This is a genomic window from Mesorhizobium sp. M7D.F.Ca.US.004.03.1.1, from assembly GCF_003998635.1.
Taxonomy (GTDB): Bacteria; Pseudomonadota; Alphaproteobacteria; order Rhizobiales; family Rhizobiaceae; genus Mesorhizobium; species Mesorhizobium loti.
In genome coordinates this window covers 1-733 of record NZ_RZQG01001572.1, presented here as the reverse complement: position 1 = coordinate 733, position 733 = coordinate 1, and the positions used below count along the sequence as shown (strand labels likewise).

General features: G+C 67.4%; 1 protein-coding gene and 1 pseudogene. One reads left to right on the top strand and one right to left on the bottom strand.

Annotated elements, in window-relative coordinates; translation table 11 throughout:
• Positions 1–191, top strand: a pseudogene (locus EN935_RS38780) (acyl-CoA synthetase); the annotation flags it as partial.
• A gap of 8 nt (positions 192–199) precedes the next feature.
• On the opposite strand, the gene EN935_RS38775 reads toward EN935_RS38780, so the two are convergent.
• On the bottom strand, positions 200–733 hold a 534-nt coding region (locus tag EN935_RS38775; protein ID WP_127374391.1), incomplete at its 5' end, for a 3-keto-5-aminohexanoate cleavage protein.

Genomic DNA, 733 nt, shown 5'->3' with positions numbered 1-733 from the left:
CCTTTGTCGTGGTCAGAACCGGCTGTGTTGTCGATCCAGCTGATCTCGCAAGCCACTGCGGCGCCCGCATCGCCCGTTACAAGGTGCCGAAGGAATTCCTGCTCACCGATGCGCTGCCGCGCACCGCATCCGGCAAGATCCAGAAACACATCTTGCGCAGCTGGACAGCACCGGTCGGCGGGCAGGACTGAGGCGCCGTTCAGACCGCAGGCGCACCGCGAAAAATCGCCACGGCAGCAGCGACGATTTCCGCATTGTCCTTCGCCGTCGTTCCATCGGCGAGCGTCTTGCCGTCTTCCAGCCCAACCCGCGTCGACCACCGCTTTTGATGGGCAAGCGCGACGAAGGGCCAGATGGTGGCGTCGACGCCATGCAGCAGGATCGGCCGCCGTACCCCGGCGCGTTCGAGCACGGCGGCGATGCCGTGCGCCTCGTCAAGTGCTGCCGACAGGTCTGGGATGTCGATCTCGATCAGGATGCGCAGCACCCGGTCGTGGTCGGCAAGGCCGACGAAGCGTTCGGCGTCGGCGACCGTGGCAAGCCCGGCCTCGATGCCGACACCACGCTGGCGCAGCAGCACCATCACGGCGGGCGCATCCGCTTCCGACGGGTTGACCGAGGCGTAGTCGGGTAGCTCCCGCCAGTCGGCGATCGCAGCGCGGGTCCGCTCGACATCGTTCTCGATCCAGGCGCCCGTCGACACGCCAACCAGCGTCCCCGGACAGGCCTGGCG